Origin of the sequence: Zobellella endophytica (assembly GCF_003012775.1) — a bacterium.
Classification (GTDB): Bacteria; Pseudomonadota; Gammaproteobacteria; order Enterobacterales; family Aeromonadaceae; genus Oceanimonas; species Oceanimonas endophytica.
The window spans coordinates 55,994-72,182 of sequence record NZ_PXYG01000013.1 but is presented as its reverse complement, the minus strand read 5'-3'; the positions used below and the strand labels follow the sequence as shown (position 1 = coordinate 72,182).

The 16,189-nt window shown below is 62.7% G+C and carries 16 protein-coding genes; 10 read left to right on the top strand and 6 right to left on the bottom strand.

The annotated features are described in order from the left end of the window. The 4 genes from C7H85_RS19040 to C7H85_RS19025 all read right to left on the bottom strand — a co-directional run. A partial coding sequence (locus tag C7H85_RS19040; protein WP_210433707.1) for an enoyl-CoA hydratase-related protein occupies nt 1-430 on the bottom strand: 430 nt, incomplete at its 3' end. 77 nt (nt 431-507) lie between these two features. Next, nucleotides 508-2,163: a BCCT family transporter gene (locus tag C7H85_RS19035; protein ID WP_106731290.1), complete on the bottom strand. Its 1,656-nt coding sequence runs from the start codon at nt 2,161-2,163 to the stop codon at nt 508-510. An 88-nt stretch (nt 2,164-2,251) separates the two neighbouring features. After that, on the bottom strand, nt 2,252-4,345 hold the full coding sequence (locus C7H85_RS19030) for an acetate--CoA ligase family protein (RefSeq protein WP_106731289.1): 2,094 nt from the start codon (nt 4,343-4,345) through the stop codon (nt 2,252-2,254). A gap of 12 nt (nt 4,346-4,357) precedes the next feature. Continuing rightward, on the bottom strand, nt 4,358-5,524 hold the full coding sequence (locus C7H85_RS19025) for an acyl-CoA dehydrogenase family protein (protein ID WP_106731288.1): 1,167 nt from the start codon (nt 5,522-5,524) through the stop codon (nt 4,358-4,360). Nucleotides 5,525-5,819: 295 nt separating this feature from the next. Between C7H85_RS19025 and C7H85_RS19020 the strand changes: the two genes are divergently transcribed. The 7 genes from C7H85_RS19020 (at nt 5,820) to C7H85_RS18990 (ending at nt 11,547) form a co-directional block, all read left to right on the top strand. Next, nucleotides 5,820-6,605, top strand: a complete 786-nt coding sequence (locus tag C7H85_RS19020) for an enoyl-CoA hydratase-related protein (protein ID WP_210433706.1) — start codon at nt 5,820-5,822, stop codon at nt 6,603-6,605. 20 nt (nt 6,606-6,625) lie between these two features. Next, nucleotides 6,626-7,405, top strand: a complete 780-nt coding sequence (locus C7H85_RS19015) for an SDR family oxidoreductase (protein ID WP_210433705.1) — start codon at nt 6,626-6,628, stop codon at nt 7,403-7,405. Nucleotides 7,406-7,473: 68 nt separating this feature from the next. After that, nucleotides 7,474-8,079: a carnitine operon protein CaiE gene (caiE, locus tag C7H85_RS19010; protein ID WP_106731286.1), complete on the top strand. Its 606-nt coding sequence runs from the start codon at nt 7,474-7,476 to the stop codon at nt 8,077-8,079. A 143-nt stretch (nt 8,080-8,222) separates the two neighbouring features. After that, nucleotides 8,223-9,194 carry a GlxA family transcriptional regulator gene (locus C7H85_RS19005; protein WP_106731285.1) on the top strand — a complete coding sequence of 324 codons (972 nt, stop codon included), beginning with the start codon at nt 8,223-8,225 and terminating at the stop codon, nt 9,192-9,194. Between the two features lie 82 nt (nt 9,195-9,276). Next, the gene (fabV, locus tag C7H85_RS19000; RefSeq protein ID WP_106731284.1) at nt 9,277-10,476 is read left to right on the top strand and encodes an enoyl-ACP reductase FabV; all 1,200 of its coding nucleotides are present in this window, start codon (nt 9,277-9,279) and stop codon (nt 10,474-10,476) included. A gap of 62 nt (nt 10,477-10,538) precedes the next feature. Continuing rightward, nucleotides 10,539-10,880, top strand: a complete 342-nt coding sequence (locus C7H85_RS18995) for a 5-carboxymethyl-2-hydroxymuconate Delta-isomerase (RefSeq protein WP_106731283.1) — start codon at nt 10,539-10,541, stop codon at nt 10,878-10,880. Nucleotides 10,881-10,977: 97 nt separating this feature from the next. Continuing rightward, a complete protein-coding gene (locus C7H85_RS18990) occupies nt 10,978-11,547 on the top strand; it encodes an anti-virulence regulator CigR family protein (protein WP_146140488.1) in 570 nt (189 codons plus the stop codon). Here the strand turns inward: C7H85_RS18990 and C7H85_RS18985 are convergent. Together C7H85_RS18985 and C7H85_RS18980 are read right to left on the bottom strand one after the other, a co-directional pair. Then, a complete protein-coding gene (locus C7H85_RS18985) occupies nt 11,544-12,434 on the bottom strand; it encodes a glycosyltransferase (RefSeq protein ID WP_106731282.1) in 891 nt (296 codons plus the stop codon). The two genes, C7H85_RS18990 and C7H85_RS18985, sit on opposite strands and share 4 nt — an antisense overlap. Before the next feature lie 127 nt (nt 12,435-12,561). After that, on the bottom strand, nt 12,562-13,152 hold the full coding sequence (locus tag C7H85_RS18980) for a TetR/AcrR family transcriptional regulator (protein WP_106731281.1): 591 nt from the start codon (nt 13,150-13,152) through the stop codon (nt 12,562-12,564). An 82-nt stretch (nt 13,153-13,234) separates the two neighbouring features. Between C7H85_RS18980 and C7H85_RS18975 the strand changes: the two genes are divergently transcribed. The 3 genes from C7H85_RS18975 (at nt 13,235) to C7H85_RS18965 (ending at nt 16,178) form a co-directional block, all read left to right on the top strand. After that, nucleotides 13,235-13,846: a glutathione S-transferase family protein gene (locus C7H85_RS18975; RefSeq protein WP_106731280.1), complete on the top strand. Its 612-nt coding sequence runs from the start codon at nt 13,235-13,237 to the stop codon at nt 13,844-13,846. A gap of 101 nt (nt 13,847-13,947) precedes the next feature. After that, nucleotides 13,948-15,720, top strand: a complete 1,773-nt coding sequence (locus tag C7H85_RS18970; protein ID WP_106731279.1) for a SulP family inorganic anion transporter — start codon at nt 13,948-13,950, stop codon at nt 15,718-15,720. Beyond that, a complete protein-coding gene (locus C7H85_RS18965) occupies nt 15,717-16,178 on the top strand; it encodes a methyltransferase family protein (protein WP_106731278.1) in 462 nt (153 codons plus the stop codon). The genes C7H85_RS18970 and C7H85_RS18965 overlap by 4 nt, the downstream gene beginning before the upstream one ends. Nucleotides 16,179-16,189 lie beyond the last annotated feature (11 nt).

Here is a 16,189-nt window from a genome sequence, read left to right as displayed (position 1 = left end):
TGCCGAGCTTGGTTTCCGGCAGGCCGATGCGGGCGCTGGTATCACCGATACGGTAGTCGGTGGCCAGGATGCACTCGCAACCGCCGCCGAGGGCATAGCCCCTGACCACGCTGACGGTGGGGAAGGGCAGGTCTTCGATACGGTTGAAAATCCGGTTGGCCTTGGCCAGCCAGTCGCCGAGCTCGGCTTCCGGCAGCTCGAACAGCTCCAGAAACTCGGTAATGTCGGCACCGACGATAAAAGCGTCTTTGGCGCTGGCCAACATCAGGCCGCTGATGCCGGTGGTCTGCTCCAGTGCCGTCACCGCCTGTTCCAGTGACTGCAGGGTGGCGCGGTCGAGCTTGTTGACCGTACCTTTTGCATCAAAATTCAGCTCGGCTATGTCGTCTTGCCGTATGCGTATAAAGAGATCATCTGCCTGATAAAGCATGAGGCGAATTCCTAATGGGAAAAAGCAATATTGGTCCGGAAAAATGGGCATGGCCTTTGGGCCATGCCCGAGGGGGGTTACCGGCCGTCAGAGCCGGCCACTATCTGTTGTATGGCGGTCGGACTGGCGGTTTCCTGCTTGTTTCGGGGTGTCAGACAGGATGTCTCGATTTGCTTGACGACGTTACCGGTGACCGGATCCCGGGCAAAAATCCTGGGCGCTATTTGCTCCGGATAGTCTGTCCGGATCCAGCGGATCAGGGACATTGCCATGATGACCAGCACAGGGATCATCGGTAGGGCCACCAGTACGGTAGAAATCTGGGCCGCTTTCAGACCACCAACCGACAGCAGCCCGACTCCGACCACGGCCAGCAAGAAGGCCCACATCAAACGGTTGGTGCGTGTCGGCTCCTCGTAACCGGTCAGGGTCCGGGAGCAGATGGCCGCCAGTATGTAGGCCGACGAGTCCACCGTGGTCGCCAGAAAAACGAAGCTCAGCAGAATGAACACCGGCAGCACCAGCTCCTTCATCGGCATGGTCTGCAGAATAGCCAGCACTGTTGCGGGAATGCCCTGCTCGGACAGGATCTGGGTCACGGCCAGGATTTCCTGCTGCTCCAGGTGAATGGCATAGCCGCCCCAGATGGCAAAGAAGCTCCAGCAGCCCGCGCTGCCCCACAGCACCCCGTTCAGGATGATGTTCTTGATGGTCCGGCCCCGTGAAATACGGGCGACGAACAGGCCCATCATGGGGCAATAGGCGATCCACCAGGCCCAGTAGAAAATGGTCCAGTCCTGGGGAAAGTTGCTGGCGGCAATGGGATCGGTCCAGAAGTTGATGTGGAAGAAGTTGTCCAGCATCAGACCGAAGCTGTTGGTGCTGAGATCCAGCAAAAACACGGTGGGACCGGCAAACAGCACGAAGATCAGCAGAATGAAGGCCAATATGATGTTGACGTTGCTCAATATCTTGATGCCACCTTTCAGGCCCTTGTAGACACTCCAGCTGAATAAGGCCGTCCATAGGGCCAGCACAATCATCTGCATGAAGAAGGTATCCTCCAGTCCGAACTGGGCACCCAGCAACTGGGTGCCTAAGGGCACGGACAGGCCGAGCGAGGTTCCCACACCGCCAACGATGCTCAGGATCACGACCACGTCGATGATCTTGCCGATGAGGCCGTCCACCTTGTTGCCCAGCAGGCCGCGGCAGGCCTCGCTCAGTCGCAACACCGAGCCCTTGCGCACGTAGAGCACATAGCCGATGGGCAGCGCCGGTACCAGATAGAGTGCCCAGGGCACCACTCCCCAGTGATGCCAGGGATACATGGCTGCCCATTCAACGGCCTCGGTGGAACCCGGCTCCAGTCCCAGGGGAGGGGTCATCATGAAATAAAGTGGCTCAACAAAGGCCCAGTTGACAATGGAAATACCGATGCCAGCACTGAACAGCATGGCTACCCAGGACACATTACTGAACTCAGGCTGATCCTCTGGGGCTCCCAGTTTGATCCGCCCGAATCGGCTGTAAGCCAGCCACAACATGAAGAAGAAGCTGCCGATACCGCTAAGCAGGTAAAGCCAGCCGAATTTTCCGGTAAACCAGCCGAGCAGGGCGTTGACCACGACGGCACCGGCTTCGGGTGCAATGATAAGCGGCAGGCTGGCAAGCAGAATAAGCAACACAGCCGGTATGAACAGGCTGAAGTCAATGTTTTGGGATCTGATCATCGTATGCTTCCTTTTGTCCTTGTAACAAACTCAGTTCCATCTGGATCGACGGCTTCCCCGGGGAAGCCGTCACTTTCAAGGGACGGGATCAACCGGCTACTCTGAGCAGCGCATCCACGGCTACCACGCCCTTGCCCCTGGGCCTGACCAGCAGCGGGTTGACGTCAAGCTCGGTCAGGCTGTCCCAGTTTTCCTGGGCAAAGCCGGCCACGGCCATCACCGTCTCCACCACCGCCTGCAGGTCGCCCTCGGGACGGCCGCGGAATCCCTTGAGCAGCTCGATGCACTTGAGGGAGTCAAGCGCCTGTGCCACCGCTTCTGGGGTGGTGGGCAGTAGCAGGGTGGCGCTGTCGTTGAGCAGGTTCACCATGATGCCACCGGTTCCCAATATCAGGGCCAGGCCGAATTGATCGTCCCGCTTAAGGCCAATGATAAGCTCACCAACGGCATCGTCTATCATGGGCTCCAGCAGAAAACGAACATCATCCAGCCCCATGGCGACCAGTTTCTGGCTCATCGCCTCGGCCGCTGCCTGGGCCTGCTGCGCATCCCACAGGTTCAGCACCACGGCACCCGCTTCGGTCTTGTGGGCCAGCCGGTCGGAGACACCCTTGATCACCAGCGGGAAACCGATACTGGCGGCCGCGTCGGCTACCTCCGGCAAAGTCGCCAGCCGGCCATTGGGAGTGCCGACGCCAAAAACGGCCAGCCGGCGCTTGGATTCGTATTCGTCCAGCATGCTCCCCACTTGCGAGCAAGCGCTGGCCGGACACAGGGGCAGCTGTGCCAGCAGCCCCTGTGCAAGCACTTGCTGGCGGCGCTGCTGGTAGCGAACCAGGTGACCGAGTGCCGAAACACCGTCCCTAAACCCCTGCAGCGGTGTGATACCGGCCTCCAGCAGCCGCTGGCGGGTCGATGCCGGCAGCAATTCCGGCAGGTTGGCGATCACCGCCACGCTCTTCGGCCCCTGAGCATATGCCGCAATCAGGGCATCGGCGGTGGTCTGCCAGGCACTGTCGTCCCCGGTCCCGGCCAGCGGCACGTCCAGCACCAGCAAACCGGCATCGAAATTGCCGTTGAGCATGATGCCGAACACGGCACTGCAGGCTTCCTTGTTGCCCCAGATGGCGGTGTTGTAGTCCAGCGGGTTGGACAGGGTGCCAAACTCCGGCAACCAGCCGGACAGCGCCTGTTCTTGTTCCCGGGTGAGGGGCGGCATCTCCAGTCCCTCGACTTCCAGCAGGTCGGCGAGCATGGCCGAGTCACCGCCGGAGCAGGTCAAAACGCCAACGCGTGGGCCGGCGGGCAACTTGCCAATGGCAGCCAGTTTCAGTGTTTCTACCAGTTCGGCCAGCGAGTACACCCGGATCACGCCCAACCGATCAAACATGGCCTGATACAGATCGTCTGCCCCCGCCAGTGAGCTGGTGTGACTCATGGTCAACTGCGTGCCGATATCGGAGCTGCCGGCTTTGAGCACCACCAGGGGAATGCCCTTCTGCAGGGCAACGGTGGCCGCTTCGCTGAAGGCCGCCACATCTTTCAGGCCTTCGATATAAAATCCGATGGCAGTGACCGACTCGTCTTCCAGCAGCGGCAAAATATAGTCGTGCACGCCCAGGCAAGCTTGGTTGCCCACGCTGATCACATGGCTTACCGGCAGGGATCTGTCCTGCATGGTGAGGTTGAGGGCGATATTGCCGCTCTGGCTGATAATGGCTACCCCCTTTTCCTGAGGGCCACCACCAAAGCGATCCGGCCACAGGGCCACGCCCCGGTTGAAGTTCAGCACTCCATAGCAGTTGGGACCGACCAAGGCCATGTCGCCCGCTGCGGCTACCAGCTTCTGCTGCAATACGGCGCCATCCGGCCCGGTTTCGGAGAATCCGGCGGCGTAGCAGACCGAGCCGGCACAGCCGAGCGCATTCAGTTGTGACACCACCTCAACACACAGCTCGGCCCGCACGGCGATGAAGGCCGCATCGGGAATAACCGGCAAGTCGGCCAGGCGGGGATAGCAGGGATACCCTGCTATCTGCTCTGTCTTGGGGTTCACGACATAGATATCACCGCCGAAACCGATCTGCTTGCAGTTGTTGATAGGGACTTCCAGGCTGCTGCCACCGATAAATACCAGATGATGAGGTGCCAGCAGACGTTTCAGGTTTTCAATACGGCTCATGACCAGACTCCCTTACCACCCGGTATAGATTTCCAGACCACGTTTCTTGATCTGACCACCGATGATCACGCGTTGGATCTCGGAGGTACCTTCCCAGATGCGGTCCACACGGGTATCACGCCACAGACGCTCTACGGCGTTTTCCCGCATGTAGCCACGGCCACCCAGGATCTGTACTGCTTTGTCGCATACCCGGCCGACCATTTCGGAACAATAGAGTTTGACCGCCGCCACCTTGGCGTGGTTGAGCTTGCGATCCTGGCCGGCATCGATCTCGGCACAAACCCGGTACAGCATGGACTTGGCCGCCATGATTTCCACCGCCATGTCGGCCAGCATGAATTCGATGGCCTGGAAGTTGCGGATCGGCTGACCGAACTGGATGCGGTTGGCGGCAAATTCGTTGGCGTCTTCCAGCGCCCGGGTGGCGCCGCCAATGCAGCGGGCAGCAATACCCAGTCGGGCTTCAACAAACCAGTCTTTGGTCAGCTCGTAACCCTGACCTTCCTTGCCCAGCAGCTTGTCGGCACCCACTTCCACGTTGTTGAAGATGTATTCGGGGTGCTTGTAGCAGAAATGGTGGGTATAAAGGGGAGTCCGCTTCAGTTCCACACCAGGAAGGTTCTTGTCCACGAAGAACACCGCCGGATTAGCCGGATCCCCGTCGACATGAGCATGCACCAGGATATAGTCGGCCACGTCGCCCACGGTCACGAACCATTTCTCGCCATTGATGCGGTAGCCGCCGTCAATGCGATCGGCGCGGGTCAGACACTGGGTCGGGTCAGAGCCGGCGTCGGCCTCGGTAATGGCGTAGCAGTCGCGGCGGCGCCCCTGGCAGGTAGGGATCAGATATTCTTCCTTCTGGGCAGGAGTGGCGTTCTTCATCGGATAGGAAGGACGAAACACAGTATCCCAGATGGCACCGGTCACCCGGCCCAGCTGTTCATCCACCAGCATCTGCTCGAAAATGCTATATCCCTGACCGCCGTTTTCCTTGCTGTGGTTGAGTGCGTTCAGCTCCCAGCCCATTACCGCCTGGTTGATGGTTTCCAGACTTTCCCGGCTGAGGCCATCGTTGACTTCGCACTCGAGTTCGTAATTGACCAGAACCTGGTCAACGAATTCGCGGGCCTTGTGCTGAATATCCTGATGGGCTTTTGATAGGGTCAGATCCATGGTTCACTCCTGATATGGTCAATCGGCTCTAAGGGCAGCGGAGGTCGGCACTAGGGACAAGGGGAGCTCTGTGCAGACCGTTGTTTCAGACTCGGGTCGATTGTAGGGGCGGAACCATCCACAAAAGTTGACTGCATTCGACCATTTCATGACGTTAAACGACGATATGTGAACAAAGTGTTTTGAACTTGTATCTTTCTTGTCGCTTTGCATCATCAAGTCGTCGTATTTATTCAAGCCTGTCGAAGGACACTTACCTTATGTTGTATCCATTCAACCTGAGGGAGTGAATCCAATGAACGAGCTGTCGTCTGCTGTCATCACCGAACGCCGGGGCAGGGTGCTGATTATCCGCCTGAACCGCCCCAAGGCTAACGCCATCGATACCGGCACCAGCCGGGCCCTGTATCAGGCCTTTATGGAACTGGAGCAGGATGACGGCCTGTCGGTCGGCATCATCACCGCCGGCGGCGAGCGCTTTTTCTCCGCAGGCTGGGATCTCAAGGCAGGAGAGGCGGTGGATGCGGATCACGGGCCCGGTGGCTTCGCCGGCCTGACCGAACTGTTCGGCTTGCGCAAACCGGTGATCGCCGCGGTCAACGGTCTGGCCGTGGGCGGAGGTTTCGAGCTGGTGCTGGCCGCAGACCTGATCCTGGCCGTGCCCCACGCCGAATTCTTTCTGCCCGAAGCCCGGATCGGCATCACTCCCGATTCTGGCGGCGTATTCCGCCTGCCACGGCGCCTGCCGAGGGCGCTGGCCATGGACATGCTGTTCACCGGCAAGCGCCTGAGCGCGGAACAGGCATTGCTGTACGGACTCATCAACGCCGTGGTCGCCCCCGAAGAGCTGCTGCCCCGTGCCATCAGCCTGGCGGAGGACATTGCCGAGAGCGCCCCCCTGGCCTTGCAGGCCATCAAGGAACTGGTTGCCGAAACCGAGCATCTTTCGCTGCCCCAGGCCTTTGTTGCGCAACGTGCCGGCGACATGCCCTGCTACCGGCGCATGCTGAAGTCACAGGATGCGGAAGAAGGCGTACGGGCCTTCGGTGAAGGTCGTCAGCCCTGCTGGCAGGGAAAATAAGAACCATCAGAGAGAAGATCATGAGTATTTTTGCAAAAGATTTGTTCAAAGGGCAGGTGGCACTGGTGACCGGTGGCGGCACCGGCATCGGTTTTGCCATCGCCCGTACTTTGGGACAACTGGGAGCCCGGGTGGTGATCGCCGCCCGGGCTCTGGACAAGCTGGAAAGTGCCGCCGAACAGCTCACTGCCGGGGGCATGGCGGTGCTGGCAGCCGAAGTCAACATCCGCGACGCCGAGTCGGTAAACGCCCTGTTTGCCAGGCTGGAAAGTGAAGGCTGGCAGCCGGATCTGCTGGTCAACAACGCCGGAGGCCAGTTCACTTCACCGGCCCTGTCCATGTCTCCCAACGGCTTTCGCGCCGTGGTCGATCTCAACCTGCAGGGCACGTTCCAGATGAGCCAGGCCTTTGCCAGGCAGCGCATCAGTCAGGCCAGACCCGGCAGCATCGTCAATATTGTCCTCTGCCTCGAGCAGGGTATCCCGGGCATGGCCCATGCCGCCGCCGCCCGGGCCGGTGTGGTCAACCTGACCAAGACCCTGTCCTGGGAATGGGCCGAGCACGGTATCAGGGTCAACGCCGTTGCCCCCGGCACCATCGCCACCAGTGGCCTGGAAAACTACGACGCCGACAACCTGCAGGCCGGCATCGACCGTTTGCCAATCCGGCGTATGGGCCAGTCCGAAGAGGTGGCCGAGGCCGTGGCCTACCTGGCTTCGCCGGCGGCCAGCTTCATTACCGGCATCACGCTGCCGCTGGATGGTGGAGAGCACATGACCGGCGCCAACCCCCAGCGCTGAAGCGCTTTCGAATAACAGATTACTGGCGATGCGGTAGCATCAGGGCCGTGATTCGGAGAGAGAAAGTAATGCCATATTACGAGTTCGAAGGGGTGTGCCCCGTGGTCGATCCCTGCGCCTATGTACACCCTACCGCCGTGGTGATCGGCGATGTCATCATTGGCCCGGGCGTCTATGTCGGCCCCCTGTGCTCCTTGCGTGGCGACTACGGTCGGCTGATCCTGGAGCGGGGAGCCAATATCCAGGATACCTGTGTCATGCACGGATACGAGGATACCGATACCGTCGTGCAGCAGGACGGCCACATCGGTCACGGTGCCGTATTGCACGGTTGCGTTATCGGCAGGAATGCTCTGGTGGGAATGAACGCCGTCGTGATGGATGGCGCCTATATCGGCGACGAAAGCATAGTGGCGGCCATGAGCTTTGTGAAAGCCGGTTTTCAGGGGCTTCCCAGGCAACTGCTGATGGGCTCGCCGGCCAAGGTCAAGCGAGAAGTTACCGATCAGGAGATCCACTGGAAAAACCAGAATACCTACGAATACCAGATGCTGGCCCGTCGCTCGGGCGCCACCATGGACGAGGTCATACCGCTGACGGCAGTGGAGCCGAATCGTCCCAGATTGAAGGGATCGACCGACGTCAAGCCGCTGGCTGAGCAAAAGGCGGGTTGACCCGGTACCGTCGCCGGTGCCTGCAACTATGCCCAACTGGTACGAGCACTGCCAAACCCCCTATCAATAATCCGGTACTTTTATACTCTATGCGTCAGCCGATATCAGTTCCGATGCCGGCTTGCGTCGTGGAGGGGAAACAGATGTTCCTGAGGTCGGAAGACGATGGCGTAGTAACGGTGTCATTTCTGCTATTGCCGGAATACGCCATGGTGGCACTGCTGTCGGCGATAGAGCCATTGCGGGTAGCCAACCGTTTTGCCGGCAAGGAGCTGTTTCGTTGGCAGTTGCTGAGCGAGGATGGCCATGGCGTCATGGCCAGCAACCAGCTTTCCTTTGGCGCCCATCTCCCCTTGCAGCAGGTTTCGCCGCCCCGCAATCTGTTCGTGGTGTCGAGCTTCCACCCCGAACGTTACATCAACGCGGATACTATCGTTTATCTGCGCCGGTTGAGCCGCCAGGGCGCGGTGCTCGGCGCCCTGGACACCGGCTGCTTTCTGCTCGCCGAAGCCGGCCTGCTCAAGGATTACAAAATCACCCTGCACTGGGAGGCCGTGCCCGCCTTTACCGAGAAATACCCCGGTCTGGAGGTAACCAATGAGTTATTTGAAATCGACCGTAATCGCATCACCTGTGCCGGCGGCACCTCGGCCACGGATCTCATGCTGCATATCATCCAGCTGCAATATGGCCATGAGATGGCGCTGAAGGTATGCGAACAGTTCATCAAAAGCGGCATTCGGCAAAAGTCCGACAAGCAGCGGCTGAGCCTGGCGGCACGGCTCAATATCCACCACCCGCGCCTGTTGCGGGTGCTGGCCCTGATGGAAGACAATCTTGAAAACCCGCTCAGCTCGCAAGAGCTGGCCGAACAGGTACATATCTCGGTGCGTCAGTTGGAACGCCTGTTCAAGCAGGGGCTGAACAAGGCGCCCTCCTATTATTACATGACGCTGCGCGTCGACAGAGCCCGGCAACTGCTGAAAGAAACCAACCTGAGCGTGGCTGAAGTGGCCACCGCCTGCGGTTTTGATTCGGTGGCCCATTTTTCCCGCACCTACAGGACTCACAAGGGGATAGCCCCCAGTGAAGAACGCAAGAGGCTGCCGGTGTAACTGCAACACATCAGGCCTCACATTTGTCCCGGAATAGGGTATCTTTAGCCTCTATTTGTGAATAACCGAGGCAAACATCTCTATGATCATCAAACCCAAGGTCCGTGGCTTTATCTGCACCACTACCCATCCGGTCGGCTGTGAGGCGAATGTACGCGAGCAGATCGCCTACGTCAAAGCCAAGGGCACGCTGGCGCAGGGGCCGAAGAAGGTGCTGGTGATCGGCGCGTCCACCGGTTACGGCCTGGCCTCCCGCATCAACGCCGCCTTCGGCAGCGGCGCCGCCACCATCGGCGTCTTCTTCGAAAAGCCGGGCACCGAGAAGAAGACCGGCACCGCCGGCTGGTACAACGCCGCCGCCTTCGACAAGGCCGCCAAGGAAGAGGGGCTGTACGCCAAGAGCATCAACGGCGACGCCTTCTCCAACGAATGCCGCGAAAAAGTGATTGAGCTGATCAAACAGGACCTGGGCCAGATCGATCTGGTGGTCTACTCCCTGGCCTCCCCGGTGCGCAAGCTGCCCGACAGCGGTGAGGTGGTGCGCTCCGCGCTCAAGCCCATCGGCGAGCCCTACAAGTCCACCGCCCTCGACACCAACAAGGACGTGCTGGTCGAAGCCGTGGTCGAGCCGGCCAACGAGCAGGAAATCGCCGACACCATCCAGGTGATGGGCGGCCAGGACTGGGAGCTGTGGATGAACGCCCTGGAGCAGGCCGGCGTGCTGGCCGAGGGCGCCAAGTCGGTGGCCTACTCCTACATCGGCACCGATCTGACCTGGCCCATCTACTGGCACGGCACCCTGGGCAAGGCGAAGGAAGACCTGGACCGCGCCGCCCACGCCATCGACGCCAAACTGAAGGCCCGTGGCGGCAACGCCCACGTGGCGGTGCTCAAGTCGGTGGTGACCCAGGCCTCCGCCGCCATCCCGGTGATGCCGCTGTACATCTCCATGGCGTTCAAGGTGATGAAGGAGCAGGGCATCCATGAGGGCTGTATCGAGCAGATCCAGCGGCTGTTCCATGATCGTCTCTACAGCGGCCAGCCCGCGCCGGTGGACGAGCAGAACCGCCTGCGCCTGGACGACTGGGAACTGCGCGACGAGGTGCAGGACGCCTGCCGCGACATCTGGACCCGGGTGCAGGACGACAACATCTACCAGCTCACCGATTACCAGGGCTACAAGGATGAGTTCCTGCGTCTGTTCGGCTTCGGCCTGGCGGGCGTGGATTACGACGCCGACGTCAATCCGGAAGTCAGCTTCGAGGTGATCGAGCTGGTCTGAGCCCGCGTTGTTAGCAGCAAGGCCCCGGTGACGGGGCTTTTTTTATTCCAAGGAGACATACCATGCCTCACTGCATCATCGAATATTCCGCCACCCTGGAGCGCCAGCTCAGTCCCGCCGGCTTGGTGGCCGCGGTGCATGGCGGCGCCGAAGACAGCGGCCTGTTCGGCGCCGCGGATATCAAGACCCGCGCGGTGGGTTACGAGCATCACCAGGCGGGCAGCCACAAGCGGGATTTTATTCACGTAACCCTCAAAATCCTGTCCGGACGCAGCCAGGAGCAACGGGCCGCCTTGTCCGCCTCCGTGCTGGACGCGCTGCAGTCCCTGGGGCTGAGCGACATTTCCCTGACCGTGGACGTGGTCGAGATGGAACGGGAAAGCTACGCCAAGTGGCTGGGCTGAGCCCGACAGAAGGGGTCTCATGGCGTGCCGGCGGGGTTTGCCGGTCCTCCTGACGGCAGTTAAAGTGGGGAAAAGCTCACACCGTTCGGAGGCGGCCATGCAGACCAGATACAAATTGGGATCCCTGTTGCTCGGTGGCATGCTGGGCGTCGGCCTGGCGCCCGCCTGGGCCCAACCGCCCGAGGGCACAGGCCCGGGGCATGTCCCCGGACTGCAGCGGGAACAACGGATGCACGGCGACAACAGGGGCGAGTCGTTCCGGGGAGAACACCGCGACAGACACGAAAACGACCGGTATGGGGACGGCCGGCGTGACCGCGACAGGCACGAGAACGACCGATACGGGGACGGCTGGCGTGACCGTGACAGGCGCGACCATGGCTGGCGCGGCCCCCGTCTCGACGAGGCGGCGCTGCGGGTGATCTTCCGCGAGCACCGTGACTGGATCGGTTACGACCGCCGTCGCGACGCCCTGCCACCGGGTATCCGCATGAACCTGCGACGGGGCAAGCCGCTGCCTCCGGGCATCGCCAGGCGCTTCGACCCGCGCCTGCGCGAGCGGCTGCCCTATTACGAAGGCTACGAGTGGCGCCGCGTGGGCGACAATGCGGTGTTGATCGACATCGCCACCCGCCACCTGCATTTCATCCTCGAAGGTATCCTCTAGGACCCGTTTCTCTCCTTGGCGGCCCTGGCCAGGGTGGTGGCGTAGATCTCCCGCATCGCCCGGGCGAAGCATTCGATGGAATGCTGGCGGGCGAAGGCCCGGGCCTGCGCCGACAGGCGCCGGCGCAGGGCCTCGTCCTCCAGCAGGAGGGCCACCCGGGCGCACCAGGGCTCCTGTTGCCCCGGGGTCTTGAACCCGTTGACTCCTTCCTTCACCGCGTCCTCGATGCCGCTGGAGCGTACCGCCACCACCGGCAGCCCCGCCACCACCGGCAGCCCCGCCGCCATGGCCTCCGGTATCACCATGCCCTGGGTTTCAGACTTGGAGGCGAACAGGAACAGCTGCCCCAACTGGTACCAGCTGGCCATCTCCTCCGGCGGCACGGCGCCGACCAGGGTGACCCGTTCGGCGAGCCCCAGCCACGCTATTTTCTCCTGCAGGCGCTGCCGTTCGTGGCTGTCGCCGATCAGCAACAGCCGGAAGGGGCGCGGGCTGCGCCGGCGCAGGGCGGCGAGGGCTTCCAGCATGAAGTCGATGTTCTTCTCGCCGGACAGCCGCGATGCGCTGATCAACACCGTCTCTTCCCCGAGGCCCAGGGCGGTGCGCAGCCGGGCGAGGGCCGGGGCGTCGACCTGCTGGAAGCGCGGGTAGTCGATGCCGGTGGGCTGGACGAAGATGGGGCTTTTCACTCCTATCATGCGCAGGTATTCCTCCGCCGAGTAGGTGGGCACCACCACCCCGTGGCACCGGTTGGCAAAGCGCCGGATCAGGGCGTGGGAGATGAGGTTGCGGAACAGCGCCCCGGGCAGGGGCACGAAATGGGCGTAGTGTTCGAGCCGGGTGTGATAGGTGTAGACCACCGGTATCCGGCGGCGGCGGGCGAGGATGAGCGCTCATGGGCGCGCCTCGGTGATGGGGAACGGGGCTATCCCGTCGCCGGCAAGATACGCTAATGGGGCCGGGCTCTATTATCCATGATCGCCGGTCCGGGGCAACCGCGCCAGCGCCGGTCGCTCAGGGCGCGCGACGCAGTCCGTCCAGGTAGTGCAGCAGCACCGCCAGGGCGTCCGCCAGGGCCGGGTGGAGGCCGGCCCGGCCCAGCACCCGGATGCCCTGCAGCTGTACCAGCAGGAAGCGGGCCAGCCGGCCCGGATCCACCCCGGGAGCGAGTTCGCCCGCCGCCGCGGCCTGCTCCAGCACGCGCCGGAAGGCCTGCTCCACCCGGGCGAACAGCTGTTCGTAGCAGCGGGCGACGTCGGCGTCGGCCCGGCCGTGCTCGAGCAGGGCGTTCTGCACCAGGCAACCCTGGGGCTGGCGCCGCTGTTGGGCCACGAAGCGGCGCAGGAAGCCTTCCAGCTCCGCCAGGCCGGCGTCCGGGCGCTCCAGCTCCGCCAGCGGCGGCAGGGACTCCCGCTCCAGGTAGTGGGCCAGCGCCTGCCGATAGAGGTTGTGCTTGTCGCCGTAGGTGTTATAGAGGCTGAAGCGGTTGATGCCCAGGTGCGCCACCAGATCGGCCACCGAGGTATTGGCATAGCCCTGCCGCCAGAACAGCGCCATGGCGGCGGCGAGCTTTTCTTCCTTGTCGAAGTTGCACTGTCGGGCCATGGGCGCCTCCGCTATTCTTGACTGATCGTTCCGCAATAACTTAGATTTTAATCTAACCGAACGTTTAGAAAAAGGATGCAGCATGAAACTTTATGAACTGGCGACCACTCCCAGCGCCCGGCGGGTCAATCTTTTCCTGGCCGAGAAGGGGATCGAGATCGAACGGGTGCCGGTGGATGTGCGCGCCGGCGCCAACCTGACCGACGAGTTCAGGGCGATGAGCGCCAACGGCCGCATTCCCCTGCTGGCGCTGGACGACGGCGGCTACCTGTGCGAGTCGGTGGCCATCTGCCGCTACCTCGACGAGCTGTACCCGGACGATCTCGCCCTGTTCGGCGCCAGCCCGCTGGAACGGGCCCGGGTGGAGATGTGGCAGCGCATCGTCGAGCTGGACGGGCTGCTGCCGGCGTTCCAGGCCTTCAGGAACCTGAGCCGGATCTACCAGGATCGGGAAAACTGTGTCGAGGCCTGGGGGCACGAGTCCAGGGCGCGGCTGCAGGCCTTCCTGCCCCGGCTGGAGCAGCGTCTGGGCGAGTCGCCGTACCTGGCCGGAGAGCGCTATTCCATCGCCGACATCAGCGCCTATGTGCTGATGGGCTTTCTGCCCCGGCTGGAGATCGAGGTGGCGTCCATGCCCCATATTCAGCGCTGGTTGGCCCGGGTGAGCCAGCGCCCCGCCCTGGGCGGAGGCTGAGCCCGTCGCCGGCGTTTTCACCATCCTGATGATTTACGCGCATGTTGTGGTTAGGTCGCTCTATAATTAAGGCGAGATAGCTAACTGCAAGTGATTGAAAAATGCGCGATTTTTTTACCCTGGCACGCTGGATGCCGGGGCTGGTGGCCCTGCTGGGTTACCAGCGGGCCTGGTTGTTGCCGGATCTGCGGGCCGGTCTGTCGGTGGCGGCGGTGGCGCTGCCGGTCGCCATCGCCTACGCCGAACTGGCCGGGGTGGGCGCCGTGGTCGGGTTGTACTCCTGCATTCTGCCGATGATCGCCTACGCCCTGTTCGGTTCCTCCCGCCAACTGATCGTGGGGCCTGACGCGGCCACCTGTGCGGTGATTGCCGCCGTGGTCACCCCGTTGGCGGCGGGCGACGCGGGCCGCCACTGGCAACTGGTGATGACCATGACCGCCATGACCGGGGTCTGGTGCCTGATCGCCAGCCGGTTCAAGCTCGGGGTGCTGGCCGACTTCCTGTCCCGGCCCATCCTGATGGGGCTGCTCAACGGGGTGGCCATCACCATCATGGTCGGCCAGCTGTCGAGCATTTTCGGCTTTACCTTCGATCAGTCGGAGCTGATCGAGCGGATTGCCGCCGCGCCCAGTTACCTGGCGCTGATCCACTGGCCCACCCTGGGCATCAGCCTGCTGACCCTGGTGGTGATGCTGGCCTGCCGGCGCTACCGGCCCCAGTGGCCGAGCAGCCTGCTGGGGCTGGCGGTGACGGCGGCCCTGCTGTGGTTGCTGGGGCCCGAACGGATTGGCGTGGCGGTGGTCGGTACCCTGAGCGGCGGCATTCCCCGGCTGCAGTTGCCGGAGTTCCCCCCCGGCCTGATGCGGGAGCTGGTGCTGCCGGCGCTCAATCTGGCCATGGTGAGCTTCGTGTCCATGATGCTCACCGCCCGCAGCTTCGCCGCCAGGAACGGCTACGACATCGACGCCGACAATGAATTCCGCGCCCTGGGGGTGGCCAACCTGGCCTCGGCGGTATCCCAGGGCTTCGCCATCAGCGGCGCCGATTCGCGCACCGCGGTGAACGACGCCAACGGCGGCAAGAGCCAGCTGGTGTCGATCGTCGCCGCGCTGATCATCGCCCTGGTCACTTTCTTCCTGACCTCGCCGCTGCAGTACATCCCCACCGCCGCCCTCGGGGTGGTGCTGGTGATGGCCTCGCTGTCGCTCACCGACTTCCGTGGCCTGTGGGCCTTGCGCCACTCCGACCGCTCCGCCTTCTGGCTGGCCTGGATCACCTTTGTCAGTGTGCTGTTCATGGGGGTGATACCGGGCATCACCCTGGCGGTGCTGCTCGGCCTGTTCCAGTTCCTGCGCAACGTGATGCGCCCCACCGACCAGTTGCTGGGCATGAGCGAAGAAGGGGTGGTGCACACCCTGGGGCAGAATGAGGCGATCCGGGCGGTGACCGGGGTGCTGATCTACCGTTTCAACTCGCCGCTCACCTATTTCAACGCCGCCTACTTCAAGCGCCGGGTATTGCAGCTGCTGACGACGGGCGAAGGCCATCCGCCCAAGTGCCTGATCATCGATGCGGTATCCTGCTTCACCCACCAGGACATCAGCGTGATGAGCATGGTGGGCGAGCTGCACAAGGAGCTGAAGCGCCGGGGCATTCACATGGTGATGGCCGGGCGCCGCAGCCAGATGACCCACTGGCTGCACCAGGCCGGCATCCGGGTGGGCGAGGAAGGCATACTGGTGTATCCCGACCTGTACCAGGCGCTGCGCATGACCCGTCGCTACCGGGAACCGGATGAACCCGAACCGGCGGTGTCCCCCGAGGCGGCGGCCGGGCCCGCGACGGCGCGTGCGCCCTCGCCGGTGGACTCATGAGCCGGCGCCGGCTCTGGCTGCCCCCGCCCGGGGTGGTGGCGATCACGGCCCTGTTGATGTGGAGCTGCCGGCGAGGGAGCGAATGGGGGCTGATCGATTTTCCGGGCCGGGCCGCGCTGGCTCTGGTGATCCTGGGCGCCGGGCTGCTGGTGATGGTCGTCGCCGCCGGGCAGCTGCTCCGGGCCCGCACTACCCTGCTGCCTTTCCGGCCGGCCGAGGCATCGCAGCTGGTGACCGGCGGCCTGTTCCGCTGGTCGCGCAATCCCATCTACCTCGGCGATCTACTGTTGTTGCTGGCCTGGGCCCTCTGGCTCGGCAGCCTGCTGAATCTGCCCTGGCTGGTGCTCTTCGTGGTCTACATGAACCGGGTGCAGATCGCGGCGGAGGAGCAGGCCCTGAGCGAAAAGTTCGGCGCCGCCTACCTCGACTACCGGGCCCGGGTACGACGCTGGCTTTAGCCTGCCGATTA